Source organism: Paraburkholderia sp. Tr-20389 (assembly GCF_017104565.1).
GTDB lineage: Bacteria > Pseudomonadota > Gammaproteobacteria > Burkholderiales > Burkholderiaceae > Paraburkholderia.
Map to the genome: position 1 here is coordinate 152486 of NZ_JAAGPD010000013.1, position 22986 is coordinate 175471.

16 protein-coding genes are annotated in these 22986 nt (G+C 56.9%); 10 read left to right on the forward strand and 6 right to left on the reverse strand.

Annotated elements, in window-relative coordinates; all coding sequences use genetic code 11:
* Positions 1 to 71 precede the first annotated feature (71 nt).
* The 4 genes from G3N95_RS15490 (at position 72) to G3N95_RS15505 (ending at position 9003) form a co-directional block, all read left to right on the forward strand.
* Positions 72 to 3581, forward strand: a complete 3510-nt coding sequence (locus G3N95_RS15490; RefSeq protein WP_205970956.1) for a pyruvate carboxylase — start codon at positions 72 to 74, stop codon at positions 3579 to 3581.
* A 1072-nt stretch (positions 3582 to 4653) separates the two neighbouring features.
* Entirely contained in the window at positions 4654 to 6177 is a 1524-nt protein-coding gene (locus G3N95_RS15495) for a fumarate hydratase (protein ID WP_205970957.1), read from the forward strand.
* 244 nt (positions 6178 to 6421) lie between these two features.
* Positions 6422 to 6910: a ribonuclease E activity regulator RraA gene (gene rraA, locus G3N95_RS15500; protein WP_205970958.1), complete on the forward strand. Its 489-nt coding sequence runs from the start codon at positions 6422 to 6424 to the stop codon at positions 6908 to 6910.
* Between the two features lie 209 nt (positions 6911 to 7119).
* Positions 7120 to 9003 (forward strand): methyl-accepting chemotaxis protein, encoded by a 1884-nt coding sequence (locus tag G3N95_RS15505; protein WP_205970959.1) that lies wholly within the window; start codon positions 7120 to 7122, stop codon positions 9001 to 9003.
* 17 nt (positions 9004 to 9020) lie between these two features.
* Here G3N95_RS15505 and G3N95_RS15510 read toward each other — a convergent pair whose 3' ends face one another.
* On the reverse strand, positions 9021 to 9746 hold the full coding sequence (locus tag G3N95_RS15510) for an HAD-IA family hydrolase (RefSeq protein ID WP_205970960.1): 726 nt from the start codon (positions 9744 to 9746) through the stop codon (positions 9021 to 9023).
* Between the two features lie 336 nt (positions 9747 to 10082).
* Here G3N95_RS15510 and G3N95_RS15515 point away from each other — a divergent pair, with 336 nt between their 5' ends.
* The 4 genes from G3N95_RS15515 (at position 10083) to G3N95_RS15530 (ending at position 14368) form a co-directional block, all read left to right on the forward strand.
* Positions 10083 to 10421 (forward strand): EthD family reductase, encoded by a 339-nt coding sequence (locus tag G3N95_RS15515; protein ID WP_205970961.1) that lies wholly within the window; start codon positions 10083 to 10085, stop codon positions 10419 to 10421.
* A gap of 273 nt (positions 10422 to 10694) precedes the next feature.
* On the forward strand, positions 10695 to 12011 hold the full coding sequence (locus tag G3N95_RS15520) for an MFS transporter (protein ID WP_205970962.1): 1317 nt from the start codon (positions 10695 to 10697) through the stop codon (positions 12009 to 12011).
* A gap of 18 nt (positions 12012 to 12029) precedes the next feature.
* On the forward strand, positions 12030 to 13433 hold the full coding sequence (locus G3N95_RS15525) for an aldehyde dehydrogenase family protein (RefSeq protein WP_205970963.1): 1404 nt from the start codon (positions 12030 to 12032) through the stop codon (positions 13431 to 13433).
* Between the two features lie 62 nt (positions 13434 to 13495).
* The gene (locus tag G3N95_RS15530) at positions 13496 to 14368 is read left to right on the forward strand and encodes an NAD(P)-dependent oxidoreductase (RefSeq protein ID WP_205970964.1); all 873 of its coding nucleotides are present in this window, start codon (positions 13496 to 13498) and stop codon (positions 14366 to 14368) included.
* Between the two features lie 45 nt (positions 14369 to 14413).
* On the opposite strand, the gene G3N95_RS15535 is transcribed toward G3N95_RS15530, so the two are convergent.
* From G3N95_RS15535 to G3N95_RS15550, 4 genes are all read right to left on the reverse strand, one after another.
* Entirely contained in the window at positions 14414 to 15370 is a 957-nt protein-coding gene (locus tag G3N95_RS15535) for an SMP-30/gluconolactonase/LRE family protein (protein ID WP_205970965.1), read from the reverse strand.
* Positions 15371 to 15424: 54 nt separating this feature from the next.
* Entirely contained in the window at positions 15425 to 16717 is a 1293-nt protein-coding gene (locus G3N95_RS15540) for an MFS transporter (RefSeq protein ID WP_205970966.1), read from the reverse strand.
* A gap of 168 nt (positions 16718 to 16885) precedes the next feature.
* Positions 16886 to 17842 carry a hydroxymethylglutaryl-CoA lyase gene (locus tag G3N95_RS15545; RefSeq protein WP_205970967.1) on the reverse strand — a complete coding sequence of 319 codons (957 nt, stop codon included), beginning with the start codon at positions 17840 to 17842 and terminating at the stop codon, positions 16886 to 16888.
* A gap of 138 nt (positions 17843 to 17980) precedes the next feature.
* The gene (locus G3N95_RS15550) at positions 17981 to 18871 is read right to left on the reverse strand and encodes a LysR family transcriptional regulator (RefSeq protein ID WP_205970968.1); all 891 of its coding nucleotides are present in this window, start codon (positions 18869 to 18871) and stop codon (positions 17981 to 17983) included.
* 26 nt (positions 18872 to 18897) lie between these two features.
* On the opposite strand from G3N95_RS15550, the gene G3N95_RS15555 reads away from it, so the two are divergent.
* Both G3N95_RS15555 and G3N95_RS15560 read left to right on the forward strand, forming a co-directional pair.
* Complete coding sequence (locus G3N95_RS15555) at positions 18898 to 20199, forward strand: CoA transferase (protein ID WP_241018567.1); 1302 nt, start codon at positions 18898 to 18900, stop codon at positions 20197 to 20199.
* Between the two features lie 88 nt (positions 20200 to 20287).
* Positions 20288 to 21232: a DUF2520 domain-containing protein gene (locus tag G3N95_RS15560; protein ID WP_205970969.1), complete on the forward strand. Its 945-nt coding sequence runs from the start codon at positions 20288 to 20290 to the stop codon at positions 21230 to 21232.
* Positions 21233 to 21698: 466 nt separating this feature from the next.
* On the opposite strand, the gene G3N95_RS15565 is transcribed toward G3N95_RS15560, so the two are convergent.
* On the reverse strand, positions 21699 to 22889 hold the full coding sequence (locus G3N95_RS15565; protein WP_205970970.1) for a pyridoxal phosphate-dependent aminotransferase: 1191 nt from the start codon (positions 22887 to 22889) through the stop codon (positions 21699 to 21701).
* Between the last annotated feature and the right edge of the window lie 97 nt (positions 22890 to 22986).

The window sequence follows — 22986 nt, forward strand, 5'->3', positions numbered from 1 at the left end:
GCCGCGAGATTGAAGGTCTACCTGCCACGCAACGTTTTGCCAGATGCCGCAAGTGCAAGCCCTCGCCTACTATGAACTACAATCCCGTCAAATCCCTGCTAATTGCCAACCGGTCTGAGATTGCAATCCGTGTGATGCGCGCTGCCTCGGAGATGGACATCCGAACGGTGGCCATCTACTCGAAGGAGGACCGGCTCGCGCTCCACCGCTTCAAGGCTGACGAGAGCTACCTGGTGGGTGAGGGGAAGAAGCCGCTGGCTGCGTATCTTGATATCGACGACATCTTGCGAATTGCGCGGCAGGCGAGAGTCGACGCGATTCATCCTGGTTACGGGTTCCTCTCGGAGAATCCCGACTTTGCGCAGGCTGTCATTGATGCGGGCATTCGCTGGGTCGGGCCTTTGCCGCAAGTGATGCGAATGCTCGGCAACAAGGTCGCGGCGCGAAACGCGGCGATCGCGGCCGGCGTGCCCGTCATGCCCGCTACAGACCCGTTGCCGACCGATCTGAACGAATGCAAGCGTCTCGCTGCGGGCGTCGGTTATCCGTTGATGCTCAAGGCAAGCTGGGGCGGTGGTGGCAGAGGCATGCGGGTGCTGGAAACCGAACAGGATCTCGAATCGGCGCTTGTCGCTGCCCGGCGGGAAGCGCTTGCTGCGTTCGGCAACGACGAGGTCTATGTCGAGAAGCTGGTGCGCAACGCGCGCCACGTCGAGGTCCAGGTGCTTGGCGATGCGCATGGCAATCTAGTGCATCTGTACGAACGCGACTGTACGGTGCAACGGCGCAACCAGAAGGTCGTGGAACGCGCTCCAGCGCCTTATCTCGATCACGTCGGCCGCGCCGTGCTCTGTGATTGCGCGTTGCGATTGATGCGCGCGGTTGGCTACACGCACGCGGGCACTGTCGAGTTCCTGATGGACGCGGATTCCGGCAAGTTCTACTTCATCGAGGTCAATCCACGCATCCAGGTAGAGCACACCGTCACCGAGATGATCACAGGGGTCGACATCGTCAAGGCGCAGATTCGCGTCACCGAGGGCGGCAAAATCGGCCTGACGGAAGACGTACGAAATCAGGACGGTGGCATCATCGACCGAATGTCGGGCGTGCCGCCACAGGCGCAGATCCCGCTTAACGGGCACGCGTTGCAATGTCGGATCACGACCGAAGATCCCGACAACGGTTTTCTGCCCGACTACGGTCGACTGACCGCGTACCGGAGCGCGTCGGGTTTCGGCGTTCGGCTCGACGCGGGAACCGCGTACGGCGGTGCGGTTATCACCCCGTACTACGATTCGCTGCTGGTCAAGGTGACTACATGGGCGCCTACGGCCGGCGAATCGATCCGCCGCATGGACCGGGCGCTGCGGGAATTCCGTATTCGCGGTGTTGCATCGAATCTGCAGTTCCTTGAAAACGTCATCAATCACCCCTCCTTTGGGTGCGGCGACGTCACGACGCGGTTCATTGATCTGACGCCTGAACTGCTTGCGTTCACGAAGCGGCGTGACCGCGGGACGAAGCTGCTGCGCTATCTCGGCGACGTGTGCGTGAATGGACATCCAGAGATGGCAGGCCGCTCGCTGCCGACTTTGCCACTATCGCGTCCCTTGTTGCCCAAAGCCGAAACCGTATCCCCGATCCAAGCAGGCACGCGTGATCGTCTGCGCGAACTGGGCGCCGAAAAATTCGCGCAATGGATGCTGGACCAAAAGCGGGTCCTACTGACCGATACGACGATGCGAGATGCGCATCAGTCGCTGTTCGCCACGCGTATGCGCACTGCCGACATGCTGCCAATCGCGCCGTTTTACGCACGCGAATTGCCGCAACTCTTTTCGATGGAATGCTGGGGCGGTGCGACTTTCGACGTTGCGTTACGCTTCCTTAAGGAAGACCCGTGGGCGCGCCTTGCGCAACTGCGTGAGCGAGTACCTAACATCCTGTTCCAGATGCTACTGCGTGGTTCAAATGCCGTGGGCTATACGAACTACGCGGACAATGTTGTGCGCTTTTTCGTCCGGCAGGCGGCGGGTGCAGGCGTCGATGTGTTCCGTGTATTCGATTCGCTGAACTGGGTCAGCAACATGCGTGTGGCAATCGATGCCGTGCGCGACAGCGGGGCACTTTGTGAAGGCGCGATCTGCTATACAGGCGATTTGTTCGACGTTTCCCGCCCGAAGTACGACCTGAAGTACTACGTCGGGATCGCGCGTGAACTTCAACGGGCCGGCGTGCATATTCTCGGCATCAAGGACATGGCAGGCATCTGCCGTCCGCACGCTGCGGCGGCACTCGTGAAGGCGCTCAAGGAAGAGACGGGCTTACCTGTTCACTTTCACACGCACGACACTAGTGGCATATCGGCCGCGTCGGCCCTGGCTGCGATCAATGCCGGCTGTGATGCCGTCGATGGCGCGCTCGACGCGATGAGCGGGCTCACGTCGCAGCCGAATCTATCCAGCATTGCCGCTGCGCTCGCCGGTAGTGCGCGCGATCCCGGGCTCAGTCTTCAGCGCCTGCACGAGGCGTCAATGTACTGGGAAGGTGTGCGCCGCTACTACTCACCGTTCGAATCGGAGATTCGCGCAGGCACGGCGGACGTGTACCGTCACGAAATGCCAGGGGGCCAGTACACGAACCTGAGGGAGCAGGCACGCTCGCTCGGGATCGAGCACCGATGGACAGAGGTGTCGCAAGCATACGCGGACGTCAACCGGATGTTTGGCGATATCGTCAAGGTCACGCCAACTTCCAAAGTGGTGGGCGATATGGCCTTGATGATGGTGGCCAATGACGTGAAGTCGGCTGATGTGTGCGATCCCGCCAAGGAAATCACTTTCCCGGAATCAGTCATATCACTGTTCAAGGGGGAGCTCGGTTTCCCGCCCGACGGCTTTCCGGCTGAACTGTCCCGCAAGGTCTTACGGCGCGAGCCGCCAGTTCCGTACCGGCCTGGCGATCAGATCCCGCCCGTCGACCTGGAAGTGGCGCGTGCCCAGGGCGAGGCGGCGTGCGAGCAGGCGCTCGATGACCGTCAGCTTGCTTCTTACCTGATGTACCCGAAGCAGACAGCCGACTTCCATGCGCACCTGCGTGCCTACAGCGACACGTCCGTGCTTCCCACTTCAGCTTTCCTGTATGGGCTGCAGCCGCAGGAAGAAGTGGCCATCGACATCGACGCAGGCAAGACACTGCTGGTGTTGCTGCAGGGACAGCACACCGATGTCGAGGATGGCATGGTTAAAGTCCAGTTTGAGTTGAACGGGCAGTCGCGGACCACGCTAGTCGAGCCCCGCATGAGGTCAGAATCTGTGGCGGCGCGAGTCGCCAGACCGATTGCGGACCCGATCAATCCACTGCATGTCGCCGCGCCGATGCCCGGTTCGATCGTAACCGTGGCGGTTCGACCTGGGCAGAAAATCTCCGCTGGAAGCCTGTTGATTGCTATGGAAGCGATGAAGATGGAGACGAACATCACAGCCGATGGCGAGTATGAAGTCGGGGCAATTCACGTTCAATCGGGCGACCGCGTCAATGCAAAGGAACTGCTGATTGAGTTGAAACAGGTGGTCTGAAGCCCCCCACGCGGACTCAAGCGACAGGAGCGTTAGCAGAAGAGGAGACGACATCATAACAGTAGAGGCCTTCATTTTATGTTTGGACGATGTCCTGATTGACTCCGTTGCGGACCCCGAAATCGCCAGACTAGTCGATATACGGAACGCTGTTGAAGCTGGACTTCATCGGGCGGCGCGAAGAGGCATCAAGGTGGCCCTGGTTAGTGGAATGGTTTCTCATAATCTCGTGATGACGTGTGAACGAGCATTTTCCAGAGACTTCATGAAAAGATTCTCTGTAGTAGTCCCCTGTGATCGACCTGGCTTGGGTTTGTCACAACTTCCTCTGATGGAGAGGGCGCTGTTATATCTCGAGGTACCCGCTGGGCGCGCGATCGCGGTTATATGTAACGAGGTTGATGCGATGGCTGCCAACGACGCAGGGATCAGTCGATATTGGCATCTGGATGTTCCTGACGATCGTGAGATGTGGTGCTCAGGCGAGCGCATAGCGTCTGGCAAGGGGAAAGATCCGGTGTTGACCCTTTCAGAAACTGATACGGCTCTCCGGGGATTGCTTCAGGGTTTCATGCGTCACTGAAGCGAGCGGTCTTGAGGAAGTATCGGATAAACCCGGGCTAGCTTGCAATCTGCCTGACGTCGCGCGATGTTTGATCGGTGGGAGCGGGAATGAGCAATAGAGGAAACGATGAAGCTTCACGCTAACTCTCTGCGCGCGCTTGCGCACACGTGGGTGGGCACCAACGAGATCTTGAAAATCACACGGCCAGCCCGGTCGCGAGATATGCCTTGGCGCGTTGTACGGATCGAAGCCGCAGGGTCGACAGGGGCATTCGCTGTTGTCTTCTTTCGACATAGCCATGGTTCCTGGTGCGTCTATCCTCCGGCGACGTGTAGACCATCAATGGCGGCGATCGCAGCATAGCCCCTAAGGGCGTTTCAACCTCACCAATCAGCGATTCAGGCGAGGCTACGAACGTCGCCCGGTAGTACCGTGCCTTGTTTGTGTATCGACCCCGTCCTATCGCGGGGGCGGGATCCACAGAGGCCACCACACGAGCAACTAGCCATGACCGTCATCAAACAGGAAGACCTGATCCAGAGTATTGCGGACTCGCTGCAGTACATCAGCTACTACCATCCGCTCGACTACATCGAGGCGCTCGGCCGTGCCTATGAACTCGAAGAGAGCCCGGCCGCGAAGGACGCGATCGCGCAGATCCTGACGAACAGCCGCATGTGCGCGGAAGGCAAGCGCCCGATCTGCCAGGACACGGGCATCGTCACGGTGTTCGTGAAGGTCGGCATGGACGTGCGCTGGGACGGCGCCACCATGAGCGTCACCGACATGATCAACGAAGGCGTGCGCCGCGGTTACCTGAATCCGGACAACGTGCTGCGCGCGTCGATCGTGAGCCCGCCTGAAGGTGGCCGCAAGAACACGAAGGACAACACGCCGGCCGTGATCCACTACGAAATCGTGCCGGGTAACACCGTCGACGTGCAGGTCGCGGCCAAGGGCGGCGGCTCGGAGAACAAGTCGAAGTTTGCGATGCTGAACCCGTCGGACTCGATCGTCGACTGGATCCTGAAGACCGTGCCGACGATGGGCGCGGGCTGGTGCCCGCCCGGCATGCTCGGCATCGGCATCGGCGGCACGGCTGAGAAGGCGATGGTCATGGCGAAGGAATCGCTGATGGACCCGATCGACATTCAGGACGTGATCGCACGCGGCCCGCAGGACTGGATCGAAGAACTGCGCGTCGAACTGCACGAGAAGGTCAACGCGCTCGGCATCGGCGCACAGGGCCTGGGCGGCCTGGCTACCGTGCTCGACGTGAAGATCATGGCCGCGCCGACGCACGCCGCGTCCAAGCCGATCGCGATCATCCCGAACTGCGCGGCCACGCGCCATGCGCACTTCACGCTCGACGGCTCGGGCGTCGCGAAGCTCACGCCGCCGCCGCTCGACGCATGGCCGAAGGTGCAGTGGGAGCCGGACACCGAAAAGAGCAAGCGCGTCGACCTGAACACGCTGACGCCGGAAGAAGTCGCTTCGTGGGCGCCGGGCCAGACGCTGCTGCTGTCGGGCAAGATGCTGACGGGCCGCGACGCTGCGCACAAGCGCATCGCCGACATGCTCGCGAAGGGCGAAAAGCTGCCCGTCGACTTCACCAACCGCGTGATCTACTACGTCGGACCGGTCGATCCGGTGCGTGACGAAGCCGTCGGCCCGGCAGGCCCGACCACGGCCACGCGCATGGACAAGTTCACGGAAACGATGCTCGCGCAAACCGGCCTGATCTCGATGATCGGCAAGGCCGAGCGCGGCCCTGTCGCGATCGAGGCAATCAAGAAGCACAAGGCCGCGTATTTGATGGCCGTGGGCGGCGCGGCGTATCTCGTGTCGAAGGCGATCCGCAGCGCGAAGGTGCTCGCGTTCGAAGACCTCGGCATGGAAGCCATCTATGAATTCGACGTGCAGGACATGCCCGTGACGGTCGCCGTCGATTCGAACGGCACGTCGGTTCATCAGACGGGACCGAAGGAATGGCAGGCGAAGATCGGTAAGGTTCCTGTCGTCCCGCTCTGATTCACTCGCTCCGGATTCGTCGCCGAGCGGAAAGCGCGCCTTATATGCGGCGGGTTCCGCCGCGTCTGTAATCCGTTGTTGCTATGCCATGCTGGCAATCCTCCACGCCTCGGCTTCCGCAAACTGCGGTCAGGCCTTACACGCACCCGCAGGTGTTTTCGTCCATTGCTTATTGAATGCGCAGCACTGTGTTTTGGAGACAGCGATTAACTAACTAGTCAGCCATTGTACGGCTGGAGGTGTAATGGATGTGAATACCGCAGACTTGTGCGATTTGCATGAGGCGATGTTGGAGAGCGGCAGTTTGCGCGTGCTTACCACGATGTTTCATCAGTACGGCGGAGCGAAGCGATTCTTCGGACCCGCCGCGACAGTAAAAGTATTTGAGGAAAACGGACTGATACGCGAAGTGCTGAACACGGAGGGCGGAGGACGTGTACTCGTTATTGATGGCGGCGGCAGCTTGCGCTGTGCTCTTGTCGGCGGAAATCTTAGCGAAATCGCGGTTACTCGCGGATGGGCTGGCATCTTGGTATTTGGGGGGGTACGCGATCGCGAGGAGATGTTGCGGTGTGACGTTGGAATCGCGGCGATCGGTACGAACCCTAGGCGATGTGCGCGCGATTCCGGGGGGAAGCGCGACATAACAGTTGCACTTCCTGGCGCCAGTGTGCGCCCAGGAGAATGGATCTATGCTGATCTGGACGGGGGCTGGTTTCAAGCAGCGACCTGAAGACCGCATCTGGACGATGACTGGGTGCGCAGGGTCGAGGATGTCGTTCACCGGCAAGCGTCGCGACCGATTGTGATCAGGTTTAGTAAAAAAGATTTATAGGCTGGGATTTTGTCTAAAAACAAGCTCAACCTTTATGTGCAAAATCTCAGCGCTGACACACGTGGTATGCAGCGTGTTTTAACAAGACCAATGCTAGACACTTCAAAATGAAGTTTCCCTCCTCGATTGCATTCAAGATATGCGCCGTATCATGTGTCGCTCTCGCCACGACGGTCATTCTATTGACAACAGTTGGCGCAATGAACGTTCGACGGCAAGCTGTTGAAGCCTTTGAAAGCGCGAGCCATAGAAGCATTAGTCAGGCAGACGAAGCGCTTGATGGGACATTCCAGGATATCGAACAAAATCTCACCTATCTAGCTGGCACCGCGGAGGTAAAAGGGGTGGACCAGAGCCTGACTGACTATATGACGCATGGTGAGATGACAGCCGATGGGCACGGTCGGGTTGAAACGTCAATTTTCGGACTGTTGAAGCCATTCGGAGAGAGCCATCCGAATATGCGCTATCTGTACGTTGGTACCAAATGGGGCGGTTTCGTCCAATGGCCGATCGAAAGCTTTGCCAACCCTTACGACCCCCGGGCGCGACCATGGTATGAACTAGCAATGAATAGTCCGGACAAGGTAGTGAGGCCGGCACCTTACCTCAGTGCCGCGTCAGAAGGCGGCATTTCCATTTCCTTTGCGCGGGTCGTCAAGAACGCTCATGGCGAGGTGGTTGGCGTTATAGCCGGGGACGTTACTCTGGACGCGTTCGCGAAAGTGACCGGTGCGATGCATTTCGGAGAGACGGGCTACCTCATGGTTGCGGACGATCGCGGCAAGGTTCTCGTTGACCCACGGGATAAGACGCATAGCTTCAAGGAGATGAGGAGCCTCGGCGGCGGCTATGAGCAACTCGCGGCGGTGCCCGAAGGGCTGACCTCGATTGACTTGAACGGAACATCATATCGCTGCTATGTCTATACGTCCCCCCGAAACGGCTGGAAATATTACGCGCTGATTCCGACTTCCGAGATGATGGCCGCAGCGAACCATCTGACGATTACTTTGATCGAGATCGGTTGCCTTGTACTCGGCTTGGCTCTCGTCGTCACTATCACGATGGCTCGGCGGATGACTTTGCCGCTGAGAAGGGCAACGGCGTCAATGTATGAAATCGCATCTGGTGACGGGGATATGACCCGTCGCCTGCCTCACGTCAGTGACGATGAGGTCGGACAGCTTGCGATCCAGTTCAACGCATTCGTGGAGAAGGTCAGCGGCGTACTAAAGAAGGTAGTAGCGAGCAGTCGGCAGTTCGAGCTCGCAGCGAGAGAGGTCTCGGCGGGGAACAGCGACCTGTCGTCACGGACCGAACAGCAGGCAGCTTCAATCGAGCAGACTGCGGCGGCGATGGAACAATTGACCTCCAATATCCGGGAAACCGCAGACCAGGTGAAGAACGCAAACGAGGTTGTGTCGAATGCAGTGGAAGTAGCACGTCGAGGTAACGAAGCTGTGCTGGCCGCTGCGCGGACCATGGCCGTTGCGGTCGAACAGTCGGGGCGGATTGTCAATATAGTCGCCATAATCGAGGGAATTGCCTTCCAGACCAATATTCTTGCCCTGAACGCGGCGGTCGAATCTGCGCGCGCCGGCGAGAGCGGCCGTGGCTTTGCAGTGGTAGCTTCTGAAGTGCGCAACCTCGCGCAACGGTCTACAAATGCGGCCAGGGAAATCAAGGCGCTTCTCGAGTCGTCGGTCGATAATGTCAAAGCAGGGTCGGAAGAAGTGAACGTGGCTGGCCGCACCATTGCAACGCTGACGGATGCGATCACCAACGTCGCCGATATTACTTCCGGGATTTCAGTGTCGGCACGTGAACAGAGTCGCGCCATCGATGAGGTAAATCAGGCCGTCGCACTGTTCGATCAGTCGACGCAACAAAATGCCACCCTTGTGGAGGAAATTGCTGCCGCATCTGAGTCGTTGAACTCGCAAGGACAGGAATTGCACTCCACGGTGAGCTTCTTCAAGCTGCACTGAACGCCGTGGGATGTGCGTTACGACTTGCGATTAGTCGGCCCGCCCAAGACTTGGCACAACATTGTCAGACTAGAAATTGTGAAGCATCGGTCGGGTAGGGTCTGCCCGACCGTCTTCGTTTGAAAGTTACGGTGTCGGACGAGCCATGCTGCTCGCATACCAGCGGCTAGCGCTCCCGCGACGTCAAGCTCGAAATCGTCCCCGACATGGAGCATTTGCGCGGGCCGAACGTTAGTAAGTCTCGCGGCTTCGATGAAGATGGCGGGGTCCGGCTTGGCAGCACCGAAAGTCATGGCACTTAATGTCGTTTGGAAAAATTCCTCACCGCCTGTGAGTCGAAGGTCTGCAGTGCCGTTTGTGACTGCGACCAATGGGAAGCGCGATTTTAGCCACGTTAATGCGGGAGCTACATCTTCAAAAAAGTCGACTTTGTGTCGACCAGCATGAAAAACCTCGTAGGCTGCTTCCGCGAGTTCCATGTTTTCCCCGGCCCGCTGTAGTGCGAGCCGGATTGAGCCGAGACGTAGGCTACGATAGTCGGAACTCAAGTCGGGACGAAGCTGCTGAAACTCTTCACGAAATGTGCGTAGTACCTCGGCGCCCGGAAGTACGGTTGTGGTCTTGGGCGCATGCTCCAGCAACCATGAATAAAGCTGCGCCTCGGCGCGCTCTACCGCAGGAAAAAACGGCCAGAGCGTGTCGTCCAAATCAAATGAAATAGCTTGAATGTTCTCGAGGTACATCGCGGTTACCTGCCAGATTCCCGCAATGATACCCCGCCGTCAGCGGCTATGGGTCGCAACGACGAGACGAGCTCGCCGCTGGAATCACCGGTCGATCCGAACGACATTCAGGACATCGTCGCGCGTGTCCCGTAAGACTGGATCGAAGACCTGCGCGTAGAACTGGACGCGATGGACGACACGCTCGTAGGAAGAGTCTTGCTTCATAAGGCGGCAGCAGCTTTCTATTTTCGCGATGGTGGGTTGAATTCTTAGAAAACTGCACGCGTGCAGGGAGACCTAGAATTACGGGACGGCTTCATAGGTAAGTCGACGACCACAACACACGGAGATTCAATGTCCAAGACATTCGCAAAGCGAATCGGTTTCCTGCAGAGGCGCGAAGATCTTTCCCCCGAACAATTTGCCGCTCACTGGCGCGGCGTTCATGCAGTGCTTTGTCAACGCATCCCCGGGTTGAAGCGCTACGCCATCAACATTATCGATCGCGTTGCGAATCCGACCGTACCTTACGATGGTTTTTCGGAATTGTGGTTCGACAGCAAGGACGCCCACGACGCAGCATTTTCTAGCCCCGAAGGCGTGGAACTGCTGGCCGACATTCCAAACTTCGTCGAGAAGTTGACTGGCGTGATGGTGACGGAAGAACGCTTCATCTGGCCACAAGGCGATTAAGCATCACATCATCGCTGCGCGTGATCGGTCCTGCAGCGAACTTATCCATACGAAGGCGAGTGGTTTCGGTATCTCTCCCTTCGTATCTGGCATTTCGGTTTACACGACGTCGCGCGCCGACAACAGGCGCATGCGCCTGCAACGATACCTCAGCCTAGACCGTTCTCCGTGGGTAGCGACGATACGCGTCAGGTTCAGATGCAAAACACTCACAACAATGAGCGCGCAGTCGATGCGCGAACACTGCAACCCTATTTGCAGGAGAGAGACACGATGGAAGCCGCACGCAGGGCAGCGCCAGCAGCCATGCCCGACACGGAATTGGAGGCTGCTACTTACGCCAAGGTTGCGTGGAGGATTATTCCCCTGTTGTTTGTCTGTTACGTGGTCTCGTATCTCGATCGCGTGAACGTTGGTTTTGCCAAGTTGCAGATGCTTAACGATCTTTCATTCAGTGAAAGTGTGTACGGACTTGGCGCGGGCATATTTTTCCTCGGATATTTCCTGTTTGAAGTTCCGAGCAATCTGATTCTTTATCGCGTGGGTGCTCGCAAGTGGATCGCTCGCATCATGATTACGTGGGGCGTCGTATCCGCAGCAATGCTGTTCGTCAAGACCCCGACTATGTTTTACGTCATGCGTCTTTTCCTTGGCGTGGCAGAGGCTGGATTCTTCCCGGGCATGATCCTGTACCTCACCTATTGGTTTCCCGCTGAGCGGAGAGGCGGCATGACTGCACTCTTCATGACAGGTATCCCGATCGCCGGTGTCGTTGGGGGTCCTCTTTCGGGATGGATACTGCAGTCGATGTCCGGGGTGAGCGGCCTGGCAGGGTGGCAGTGGTTGTTCGTACTTGAAGGATTGCCCTCCATTGTCATGGGTGTGTTGGTCCTTGCGCTTCTAAAGGATCGCATTGCAGACGCGTCGTGGCTAACAAGCGAGCAGAAGTTGCTTCTCCAAGAAAAGGTCGCCAACGACTCAGCCGAAAAGAATCAACACATATCAGCGTTTCATGCGTTCCGAAACGCACAGGTATGGCTTCTTGCTGCTATCTACTTCTGCCTGATCATGGGACTGTACGGAGTGAGCTTTTGGATGCCATCGATTATCAAATCGATGGGTATCAAAGAGCCTGTGACCGTCGGTCTGATCTACGCGATACCTTATGCCGCCGGTACGATCTCGATGATTCTGGTTGGACGTAGCGCGGACGCGACGAAAGAACGTAGATGGCACATCGCTATCCCGTCGCTGTTCGGAGCTGTCGGGTTGGTCGCAAGCGTCGTTTTTGGAGGTTCCCCCGTACTTGCAATCGCATCGCTGACACTGGCGACGATGGGCATTCTTTCGGCCATCCCGTTGTTCTGGAGTTGTCCCACCGCTTTTTTGGATGGAGCAGCGGCCGCTGGCGGGATAGCGTTGATCAATTCGCTCGGCAACCTGGCCGGTTTCGTGAGCCCCTACATGGTGGGGTTTGTGAAAGATATGACTCATAGTACCGATGTCGGAATGTACATGCTTGCCGCTTTCATGTGTACAGCGGCAATTCTCATCATCGCTGGATTGCCTGCGCGTCTCGTCAACAAGTAATATCAAGGATATAGCGTCATGACTTCGTCAACAGCCTCGACCTCCCTGCCGCCGAACGCGGCAGTATCAATCAACCCCGCGTCCGGCGAAATGGTGGAGCGCTATCCGTATCAAAATTCGGGTGAGCTGGACAAGGTTTTGTCTCAGGCCGTTGTCGGATTCCGAAAGTGGGCGGCGACGCGGAAGCAGGACCGTATGCAGCTTTTGGCAAGACTCGCGGCACTACTTCGTCGCGACATTGACGGGTTAGGACGGATGGCTGCAATCGAGATGGGGAAGCCCATCAAGCAGGCGCGTGCGGAAGTGGAAAAATGCGCGGTTCTCTGTGACTGGTATGCGGAGCACGGAGAAGATATCGTCGACGACGAAAAGACGAAGATCGGCGACCAGGCCTACGTCTCATATCTTCCGATTGGGGCGATTCTGGCCGTGATGCCATGGAACTTTCCCTTCTGGCAAGTAATCCGCGGTGCGATTCCAATTCTTGTTGGCGGTAACGCGTACGTCCTTAAACATGCTCCGAACGTGATGGGGTGCGCCTATCTCCTGGCGCATCTTTTCGAAGAGGCCGGCTTGCCGGAGGGAGCATTCACGGTCGTCAACATTACAAACGATCTCGTTTCGAAGGCAATCGTCGATTCGCGTATTGCTGCTGTGACAGTTACTGGAAGCGTACGCGCTGGTTCAGCAATTGCCTCACAAGCAGGCGCCGCGCTGAAAAAGTCGGTTCTCGAGCTCGGCGGTTCTGACCCGTTCATTGTCTTGGCCGATGCCGATCTCGATAAGGCGGTGAAGGCCGCGACCATCGGCCGGTTTCAAAACACCGGGCAGATCTGTATTGCTGCAAAGCGCATCATTCTCGAAGAGCCAATCGCGGCGGCATTCACGGAGCGGTTCGTTACAGCTGTTTCACAGCTGAAACTCGGAGACCCTCTCGACGAAGCGACTTATCTCGGGCCAATGGCGCGTTTCGATCTTCGAGATGAATTGGCCCGACAAGTGGAGGCAAGCGTCGAGCAGGGCGCGCGCGTTCTTTTTGGGGGAAACAAGATCGACGGTCCGGGAAACTATTACGCGCCGACTATCCTTGCGGATGTTACGCCAGGCATGACTGTGTTCGAACAGGAAACCTTCGGTCCGGTAGCTTCTCTCATCGTAAGTCGAGATGTCGACCACGCGATCGAAATGGCTAACGACAGCGAGTTCGGTTTAAGCGGCGCGCTCTGGACAGAAGACAAAGGCCGTGCAAAAGAGTTGGCTCGCCGAGTTGAAACCGGCGGACTATTTATCAACGGGTTCTCGGCATCAGACCCCCGTGTACCAATTGGTGGCGTAAAAAAGAGTGGTTACGGCCGGGAGTTGTCATATTTCGGCGTGTTTGAATTCATGAACGCGCAAACCGTATGGTTTGACCGTGAATAGATCGGACTTCGGAATGCAGCAGTTATGACGCTACACAAACACCGAGCAAAGTGAGGACGGGTATGAAGAAGGTTGGGATGGTTGGTATTGGACTGATGGGGCACGGTATTGCAAGCAATATCGTTAAGCATGGGTATCCGATGGTTCTCTTCGAGCATCCCGGGAATCAGCCGCTGAACCGGCTACTGGAATCCGGCGCGACTTCCACACCCAGCCTAAAGGAGCTGGCGGAGGCAGTAGAGGTGATCATTCTTTGCGTGACAGGAACTCCGGAAGTCGAAGACGCTCTTTTCAAGAAAGATGGATTGCTCGAAGGTATCAAGAAAGGTAGCGTGGTCATCGATTGCTCAACTGCTATCCCTTCGTCATCGGAGCGAATCGCCGTTGAAGTTGCGAAGCGAGGCGCGGCATTCCTGGACGCACCGATGACGCGCACTCCCAAAGAAGCTGCTGAAGGACGTCTTAACCTTACGGTCGGCGGAGATCTAGAACTGTTCGAGTCGGTGAAGCCGCTCATGCAGTGCTACGCAGAAAACATCGTTTACGCAGGGCCAGTTGGGGCTGGGCATCGGCTCAAGCTTATTCACAACTTCGTCTCGCTGGGTTTCTCTGCTGTTCTTGCAGAGGCGGCGGCCTGCGCCGAACGTGCTGATATACCCTCCCACGTGTTCTTGGACGTGATCGGGAAAGGTGGTGGTGACAGCGTTGTTCTGAACCGGTTCCGACCGTATCTTGAGTCGCGAGACAGTTCGGGTTTTCGGTTCTATTTGAGCAACGCGCTGAAAGACATGATCTACTACACGACGATGGCACGCGAGTCCGGGGCGTCTCATCAAACAGCGGAAAGCGTGCGATCCACATTCGAAAATGCAAGCAAGGTCGGGTCGCAACAGGCAACGATTCTGGAATTGATCGACATTCTGGGTAAAGCGTAAGGTTTCAGCGGAGGAGTGTGGCTACTCCTCCGTTGCTTCATCGATCTAGGCAATCAGTCCTGCGATCGGGAATCTGTAAAGCGACTCAGACCGAAGTGAGCCGAGGAACGCCCAGTTGTTATTTGCTGAAAACGCTATGCTGGTGACGTGATGGAGCCGTCGGGATTTGGCGTTATAAAAGTGTGAACGACGAAAGTCGTCCTTCTGGAAAGCCGCTTCAGCCTCCGCCAAGCTATCTGGATGCGCGTCTTCCACAATGAGGCGCACCCCGCCTTGCGGCCGGATCTGCAAAACTCTGTTCGAGATGGGGGAGGTTATCCAGATGTTGCCTTTCCTGTCGAGCGCCAATCCATCAGGCCATGTGCCAGCGCCGAATTCAGTCACGGTTTCGCGTCCAACCAATTCTCCGTTTTCACTGATGGTGAACGTCGTCAGGCGTCGCCCGATGGTTTCGTTCACGTAGAAGCTGGTTCCGGTGGCGTCGATTCGACATTCATTGGTCCAGCCGAGACGGTCAGCAACAATCCGGCTCCCGCCATCGGAATCGACCACAGCAACAAATCCGGTTGCAGCCGAGCGCTTGAAATGGAAATCAGGGTCGTGGCAGTTTGGGTCTGTACTGCTTACGCATATCCAAACTCGGTCCTTTGCATCGACATAAACGAAATTAGTACTTGGCAAGGGTACACCGTCGATCTGCATTACTAGGGGACGCACCAATCCGTCGGCTGTGACTTCCCAGACGCCACCCTCAAAACCAAGATTCGCGAATACAAAGGTGCCGTCACTCCGCCGCGCGATGCCGTTGGGACGCACGCCCTCCGGCAAAGCTCCCGGCGCGGCAAGGAATCGTGTGGAGCCACCGCCATCCGTTATAGCAATCGCACCCTTCGCGTCGCTCGAAAACAGAAGATCGTTGTGCCAGTACACACTCTCGGGGCGGGTAAGACCGGAACCGATGGTCTCAATTGAATCGAGTGAAATCAAAGGCAAGTTCGTCATATAGTGGTGTCCTGTTGGTCGGCTGATTTTCAAGCGACGGGTTCCGTTGTTCTTTCAGTCGTATGCCGGAGACGACGGCGTGCGCCGGCGGCTGCCATACGCCAATGCGCCGAGGGCAAACGCCGCCACGGCACCGATGCCGGCGAGCGTTTGTAGCCCTCCGTCATAACTTCCGGTCAGATCCTTAATCTTTCCGATAAGGAGCGGGTCCACGAAACCAGACAGATTTCCGACGCAATTGATCAAGGCGACGCCGGCCGCAGCCTGCGACGGGGCCAGGTGACCTGTCGCGAATGCCCAGAAGACCACGATCGCGCTGAAAATCCCGCCGCAAGCGATTGTTATCAACGCGAGTTTCATCAATGGAATCGCGACGACGGTTGAAATCGCGAGGCCTGAGATGGCGAGAATCTGAGGGAGGAGCGTATGCATCAGACGTTCCTCCCGCGCATCAGAACGCTTTCCCCACCAAATCATGCACACGGATGCGAACAGGAAAGGAACAGCTCCAATCAACCCCGTCATTCGCAGGCTGAAGTTGAACGCGTGGATGATCTGAGGTAGGAAGAAGCTCATCCCATAGTTCAGCCCGGCTATCCCAAAAAAGATGAGTCCTAGAGCCCATGCGTAGGGATTGGCTAATGCGCTCCCATGGCGAGGGTTCGTCGCGCCGTGCTGTTGTTTTTCTGTTGCCAGCGTCGTCATGAGCCATTGCTTTTCACGTTCGCTCAGCCAGTCGGCGTCTGCTGGTCGGTCAGTAAGGCGATACCAAACGACCGCTCCGAGAATAATGGTTGGCAGGGCTTCGACGAGGAACATGAGCTGCCAGCCTTTTAAGCCCATAAAGCCATCGATGCTAACGAGCAAGCCCGAGATCGGTGCCCCGATCACGCTTGCGAAAGGCATGGCGACGAAGAAATATCCAAGAGCTCTGGCGCGGTAGCCAGCCGGGAACCACAGTGTCAGGAAGAACATAATGCCGGGGCCGAAGCCGGCCTCCGCGGCGCCAAGTAGCAGGCGAAGAACATAGAAGCTAGTTGGGCCTTGAATGAAAGCCATTGCGCCGGCGATCAATCCCCAGGTCATCATAATTCTCGTTATCCAGCGACGCGCGCCGAAACGTTCGAGAGCGAGGTTCGACGGAACTTCGAATATGAAGTACGTCAGGAAGAAGAGTCCTGCGCCCAGCCCGAACACCGAGGAGGATAACCCCAACTCCTGGTTCATCGTTAGGGCGGCAAATCCGACGTTTACCCGGTCAAGGAACGCCGCGACGAACGATATGAAAAGGAGCGGCATAAAGCGACGCGTGACCTTGCGCATCGCGGATGTTTCGATAGTTTCCATTTGGATGTCTCCTCCACTATATGCGGTAGGGATTGATGCGCGCCGACAAAAAAGGCATCCGGGCGATTGTGATCTCGCGGCCGGCCCGTCTACGATCGTCGGAGGCGTCAGTTTTCGTTGTGGTGCAACTTTAAGATTGGGATTTAGCCGACGGCCAGCGACGTGTGATCAGCCAACTGCTGCACACTGAGCGTTTAATTCGTAACGTCTAAGGCGGTCTCCCGCGCGCATGACTTGCCCAGGCAGTGGTCGACCCAGAATCTGCTCCAGTCGCAGCGCGGCGCGAATCAGTTCATGCAGGTCAACTCCGGTTTCAACGCCGAGATGCTGAAGCATGTGCGCGGCGTCCTCCGTACTCACATTCCCAGTGGCGCCGGGAGCAAACGGGCAGCCGCCGATTCCTCCGAGCGACGATTCAAATGAGCGGATTCCCAGTTGAAGCGCCTGTAACATATTTGCGAGCGCGAGACCGCGAGTATTGTGAAAGTGTAGGGTGAGCGGAATGTCCCCGAGCTTGTCCCGCAGTGCTTCGATGGTTTGCTTCACGTTCAGCGGTGTAGCCATCCCGGTAGTATCGCCGAGTGTGATGCCGTGGAAGCCGGCGTCGAGGTAGTCTTGGACGATGGACAGGAGCGTCTTTAGGGGGACGTTCCCCTCGAACGGGCATCCAAAAGCAACTGCGATCGCGCCTTGCAGATGGGTACTTGTGCTCCTTACCAACCGGGCGGCCTCCCTGATGTCCTGCAGCGATTGGTGGATGCTTCTGTTCAAATTCTTGCCGTTGTGGCTCTCCGAAGCAGAAACGAACATCACAATGGAGTCGACACGCGCTGACAAGGCTCGTTCAACGCCCTTCTGGTTCGGCGCGAGCGCAGACAGGTAAGCGCCTGTTGTGCGATCAATTCCCGCGATGACTTCTGCAGCGTCGCTAAGTTGGGGGACCGCCCGCGGCGACACGAAGGACGTGATTTCGAGATGGGTGACCCCGGCGCGGATCATCGAATTCGCGAGCTCTATTTTGGTTCCGGTCGATACAAACTCCGACTCCATCTGCAGGCCGTCGCGCAGTCCAACATCGGTGAGTTGGACACGCGTTGGGTAGCTACTGAGAGAATTTTCGGTCACGGATGTCTCCTGTGGATTTTCTAGTGAACCTAGATTAATCGTTCAGAAGACTTTGACCTGCACAATTTGGCGATTGTGGTATGGCGAAAAGTGATGGCTTCATGACCCATCGCCACTAATGCGAAACGGACTCCGAGCCTACTGCACGACGCTGGCGCGCAGTTGGTCCAAGAGCATACGAGCCGCGGGGGTTAATGCGTCAACCGAACGAACGCAGAGTTTCAGTTGCCGCGAAGCCCATTCATCGGTTAAATCGAGCACTTTCAGGCCGTCCGCCTTGTACGAAGCGATGGACTGATTCGGCATGAGACCTATTCCGAGGCCGGCTCGAATCATGGCGATCATGGCATCGTATGAAGTAACCTGGAACCGCAACTTTATTTGCCGCTGGACGTCGCTTGCATGCCGCATCAACATGAAGTTTGCTGCACTTCCAGGATGCATACCCACGTGTGCGTATTCGAGCGTATCCGCGAAAGCAACCTCATCGAGATCCGCGAGTGTGTGCTCAATCGGTACCACCAGGACCATCCGGTCTTTGCGGTAGGGGAATGTCTCAAGATCGACATCCTGGTCCGCTGTTGTGTAGACACCGATGTCGGCTGCGTTTCCAGCTACAAGACGGACAACTTCGTTGCTGACCCGTTCTTCCAGGTCAACCTGTACATACGGATTCGCCTCTGAGAATCGAGCCAACTCGGGAGGGAGAAACTGTGTGATGGACGAGAGGTTTGCGGCGATGCGCACATGTCCAGACAGACCTGAGGCGAAATGCTCAATCTCTTCGGCAAGATCGTTCGCGTTGCGTAAAAGCAAACGTGCGCCCTTCGCGAGCACGCTACCTGCAACTGTCGGTTGGACGCCGCGTGCCTGTCGGAGGAGAAGCGGGGTTCCAAGAGCTTGCTCCAGTTCGGAGATACGCTTGCTCAACGCAGACGTAGCGATGTGCTCTTTCTCGGCCGCTTTCGAAATTGCTCCTTCATCGATAACCGACAAGAAGACCTGAAGGGAGTAAAGGCTCAATCGCATGACGGGGAATAGAGAGTGACGTGAACATGGTGGATGGGCGCAGTTTACATCGAGGCCTCGCAATTTGCGATGCGTACCGGAGAATTGTAGATGCCTTCTTCGTGACAATCTATCGCATCATTGCGATCAAGCGAGCTATCAGAACAAGGGAGATATCCATGCAACTAGACGGTGTACGCGTCATCGACCTTACTCGGATCATTTCTGGGCCTTTCTGCACCATGCTCCTCGCGGATATGGGCGCCGATGTCGTCAAGGTGGAACCGCCTGCCGGTGACCCTGTCCGCGAACAAGGAGTGAAGGTCGACGGATTGAGTTGGTACTTCGCTTCGTTCAATCGGAATAAGCGGTCGATCGAGATCGACCTGCGCTCCCAAGAGGGTATGGATACCTTGATTGCCTTGCTTAAAAGTGCGGACGTGATCGTGGAGAATTTTCGACCGGGCGTCATGGATCGGATGGGGTTAGGATGGGAGCGTCTTCAAGCTATTTCACCCGGCATAATCCACACGAGCATTAATGGATTCGGCGACTCAGGCCCCTATGCTTCGCGACCAGCGTTCGACTTTATTGCTCAGGCAATGAGTGGTTTTATGAGCATGAACGGCACGCAAGAGACTGGGCCCATGCGGACTGCGCTCCCCATCAGCGATCTGATTTCGGGCAACTACGCGGCTCTCGGTACGGTTGCAGCGTTATACCGACGCAAAGAGACTGGACGAGGGGAGCAAGTCTCGGCTTCACTGCTGGGGTCGCTTCTCAGTTTTGGTGCATTTGTCAGCGCGAATTACCTGGCATCCGGTACACAGCCGGTCCCGACCGGCAATGATCATCCCCTCGTCGCCCCGTACGGGCTATTCGACGCAAGCGATGGTGTAATCGCCATCGCACCTTCCAATGACGGGGTCTTGTTGAAGCTTATGGCGGTCCTTGGTTTGAGCGAAACTCTCAACGATCGGAAATTCGCCAACAACGCCGAACGGGTGCGACGCAGAAGTGAGATCAACGGTCTTGTCAATGAAGTGACCATGCGTCAAACGAAGGCACACTGGATCTCCGTCCTAAACGATGCCGGTGTCCCCTGTGGTACGGTTCTTGGACTTGAAGATGTGTATCAAGATCCTCAGGTACTACATCAGGAATTGCTGCTTGAGGTAGATCATCCAGGCCATGGCTCTGTGAAGATGGTTGGGTTTCCTCTTAAATTTCGTAATGAACCTTGCAAGGTGAGACGACCCGCACCCGAGCTGGGCGGGCAGACGGACGAGATTCTGGAAGAAACGTTAACGACGATGCGGGAGGAGCGGGTCGAAAGGGTCGAGCGTTGAGTTTGCTTTGGCGAGGCTAACTCATGTTGGTCAGCTGATCCTCACCGTATTCTTCCGTTGCTTGGCAACGCAGTGTCCTCGTGAAATTATGGAAAAAGCAATATCCGTTTCGACGTCTGACATGTCGGAAGAGAAGATTAGCCCGCGGGATGCTTTGTCTTCTCTGAAAATTGGTTTCGTTGGCTGTGGGCGGCTGGCGACCGCTTTAGGAATAGCTCTTTCTAAAATAGGGATTCGTGTAGCAGCCGTATCGAGCAGGCGTTCAGAGTCAGCGAACAAGCTTGCCAGAACTCTGCCGGGGTGTGTGGCGATGGACGCACAGGCTGTCGTTGATGTTTGTGACTTGGTGTTCATCACAACAAAGGACGAAGCAATCGAAGAGACGGTGGCGGCCCTTAAATGGCGAACCGGCATTTCGGTCGTGCATTGCAGCGGGGCTACGGAGGTAGCAGTCCTAGACAAGGCGTCGCGCGATGGTGCAACTGTTGGAGGGTTCCATCCACTGCAATCGTTCACTGATCCGGTTGCAGCCGCACACTCGTTACTGGGTTGCACCATTACAGTCGAAGCAGATGGGTGGTTAGGTGAGGTGTTGAATACCCTCGTCTCCAGACTTGGGTGCAGAGTGAATCGCCTCCCGGCAGGTGTTCGCGGTCGCTATCACGCGGCGGCGGGCTACCCGTCTCAATTTATCAACGTGCTGCTGAGAGAAGCGGCCGAAATCTGGGCTTCATGGGGCGGCCAACGAGAGGACGCTTTGCTTGCGTTCCTTCCGATGGTACGCGGCACATTGGCGTCCATTGAAGCACGCGGACTTGCAGATGGAATGCCTGGACCAGCGTCCAGGGGCGATGCCAAAACAGTAGCGGCGCATGTTTCGGCGTTGGGGAGCCTTCATCCGGATGTTCTGAGTTTTTATAGGATGCTCTGTAGTCGTTCTGTCGATCTTGCAGGCGAGCGCAAATATGGGTTGCCGAAAGATGTCGAGGAAAGAATTCGAATGGTACTAACAAGAGTAGATCCAAATGACTGACGCCACCGACGGACGCGGTGTTTGGCTGCCGGGTTGAGCGGCAGTTCTGCGCCAGACGCGCCGAAGATTCCCGCGCGCGTGGTTGAAGAGGCGAGCGAGGACGAGGTATCAGTGCTTGGGTGCAGCGTGCGAACGGCCGTGCGTCGCTGAACCGCATCGCGCTGTTCGGCTGGAAGAAAACTGAGCAACCGGCATGTTTGAGCGGCTGGATTGGCTGAAATCGGAGGTGAACAGTTGCGTCAGGGGGCATACGCTATCTTTGCAGCTGCTAATGGGGCATTAATCGAACGGTTCCTCCGGTCACGAGACGGTATGTCTCTCAAGCTCGGCAGGCGATTCTATGCCTGCTGAGCATTTCACAATTGGCTCCTACGCTCCCAATGTTGGTCACCACTACCCATCCCGGATTTGGGATATCGTTCGTGGATCGGAGCGGCAGCGAGACTCGGGGCACTTCGCCACTCACTTAAAGAGCGATGAGTGGTCGAGTCTGCGCTACAAACCGTTCCAGTCGGACCAAAGCTTCGCTCAGTTCTGGAATCGACGCTGCGTACGAAAGTCGTACGTACTCTGTCGCATCTTTTTCGCCAAAATCATCGCCCGGTGTCAATGCGACGTGAGCTTCCTCAAGCACCCGCTTGCAGAACACCATTGCGCTCATGCCGGTATCCCGTACGCTGAAGTAGACATAGAAGGCACCATCGGGCGCGACGGGAACCGGAAGGCCGATGCGCTCCAGTCCGTGAACTACGAGTGATCGTCGGTCGTTGAGTTCGTTTCGACGTGATTCGCAGATCGCGATGGTTTCTGGTTCGAAGGCGGCCAGCGCAGCATGTTGTGCGAGGCTCGACGGACAGATGAAATAGTTCTGTGCAAGACGCTCCATTATCGGTGTCATTTCGGACGGCACGATGCACCATCCGAGCCTCCAGCCCGTCATCCCGAAGTATTTGGAAAAGCTGTTGATGACGATTGCGTCTGGATCAACGGAAAGGGCGGTCTGAGCAGGAGAGCCTGCGGAGGTCGGGAAGGTCAATCCAAGATAGATCTCGTCGACAATCCTCCATGCATTATTCGAACGTGCGTGCGCGCAGATCGCCGCAAGTTCATCAATCGGAATAGAGGTTCCGGTGGGATTGCTTGGCGTCGCGATCATCAGGCCACGTACGTCTCTGGACCAATGCTCTCTGACCAGATCCGCGTTGAGCTGAAAGCGCGTTTCTGCGCTCGTGGGCACGAGTTTGACCTCGGCTCCGAAGCTCGAAAGAAACTGGCGATTGCACGGATAAGACGGGTCAGAGACGAGAACGTGATCCCCGGGATTGACCAGGGCCGCCGTGACCAGAAGTAGCGCCGCTGAGGCGCCAGCGGTGACCACGACTCGCGAGGGATCGAGATCCAGGCCATACGTTGTTTCGTAGTACCGGGCGATGGCTTGCCGGAGGGGGTACAGACCGAGTGCGGACGTATACGTCATCGGCGTAGTCGTCAGGACTTCCTGCATTGCCTGGACTACCGGCGCCGGGGCACCGAAATCGGGCTCACCGATGTTGAGTTTGATGACTCGATGACCTTGGGTTTCGAGGGCTGCGGCCCGGTTGCCGAATTCCATCGCAATGAAAGGGGAGATGGATAGTGCTCGCTCGGAAAATTTCATGGTCAAGTTCTGGTGCCTGCTATCGCTGAGGCCGTGTGATATGAAAGCGGGTGATCCGGCGAGTCATTTCCGGACACTGGACGAGTTGGGCGCCGGA

Coding starts and splice junctions, on each gene's coding strand:
- G3N95_RS15550 (WP_205970968.1), bottom strand. CDS start 18,871: ATGCGATTGAGCCTTTACTCCCTTCAGGTCTTCTTGTCGGTTATCGAT.
- G3N95_RS15530 (WP_205970964.1), top strand. CDS start 13,496: ATGAAGAAGGTTGGGATGGTTGGTATTGGACTGATGGGGCACGGTATT.
- rraA (WP_205970958.1), top strand. CDS start 6,422: ATGGATGTGAATACCGCAGACTTGTGCGATTTGCATGAGGCGATGTTG.
- G3N95_RS15535 (WP_205970965.1), bottom strand. CDS start 15,370: ATGACGAACTTGCCTTTGATTTCACTCGATTCAATTGAGACCATCGGT.
- G3N95_RS15520 (WP_205970962.1), top strand. CDS start 10,695: ATGGAAGCCGCACGCAGGGCAGCGCCAGCAGCCATGCCCGACACGGAA.
- G3N95_RS15555 (WP_241018567.1), top strand. CDS start 18,898: ATGGTGGATGGGCGCAGTTTACATCGAGGCCTCGCAATTTGCGATGCG.
- G3N95_RS15515 (WP_205970961.1), top strand. CDS start 10,083: ATGTCCAAGACATTCGCAAAGCGAATCGGTTTCCTGCAGAGGCGCGAA.
- G3N95_RS15495 (WP_205970957.1), top strand. CDS start 4,654: ATGACCGTCATCAAACAGGAAGACCTGATCCAGAGTATTGCGGACTCG.
- G3N95_RS15560 (WP_205970969.1), top strand. CDS start 20,288: ATGGAAAAAGCAATATCCGTTTCGACGTCTGACATGTCGGAAGAGAAG.
- G3N95_RS15510 (WP_205970960.1), bottom strand. CDS start 9,746: ATGTACCTCGAGAACATTCAAGCTATTTCATTTGATTTGGACGACACG.
- G3N95_RS15540 (WP_205970966.1), bottom strand. CDS start 16,717: ATGGAAACTATCGAAACATCCGCGATGCGCAAGGTCACGCGTCGCTTT.
- G3N95_RS15505 (WP_205970959.1), top strand. CDS start 7,120: ATGAAGTTTCCCTCCTCGATTGCATTCAAGATATGCGCCGTATCATGT.
- G3N95_RS15525 (WP_205970963.1), top strand. CDS start 12,030: ATGACTTCGTCAACAGCCTCGACCTCCCTGCCGCCGAACGCGGCAGTA.
- G3N95_RS15565 (WP_205970970.1), bottom strand. CDS start 22,889: ATGAAATTTTCCGAGCGAGCACTATCCATCTCCCCTTTCATTGCGATG.
- G3N95_RS15490 (WP_205970956.1), top strand. CDS start 72: ATGAACTACAATCCCGTCAAATCCCTGCTAATTGCCAACCGGTCTGAG.